Raw genomic sequence first — 232 nt, forward strand, 5'->3', positions numbered from 1 at the left:
TTTGGCCGCGAGCCTGGAGTAGATCGTCCGGACCAGCTGCCCACGGTGCACCGACGGGACCGTTCCGGTCAGGCGCCGGTTGTCGCCGAGATCGATGGTCACGTCGATGACCTCGGGATGTGCCTCATAGAGCGGTGCCGCCTTCGCCACCAGGGACTCCACCAGCCCGGAGATCTCGCCGAACACCTTCGCACCCAGAAGGAACGGGGGCAGGGTTCCGCGGCGCAGTTCG

The 232-nt window shown here is 67.2% G+C and carries 1 protein-coding gene; it reads right to left on the reverse strand.

Annotated elements, in window-relative coordinates; translation table 11 throughout:
- On the reverse strand, positions 1-232 hold a 232-nt coding region (locus tag SB754_RS23215), incomplete at both ends, for a hypothetical protein (RefSeq protein ID WP_410784592.1).

This window comes from Leifsonia sp. SIMBA_070 (genome assembly GCF_046534635.1).
Taxonomy (GTDB): Bacteria; Actinomycetota; Actinomycetes; order Actinomycetales; family Microbacteriaceae; genus Leifsonia.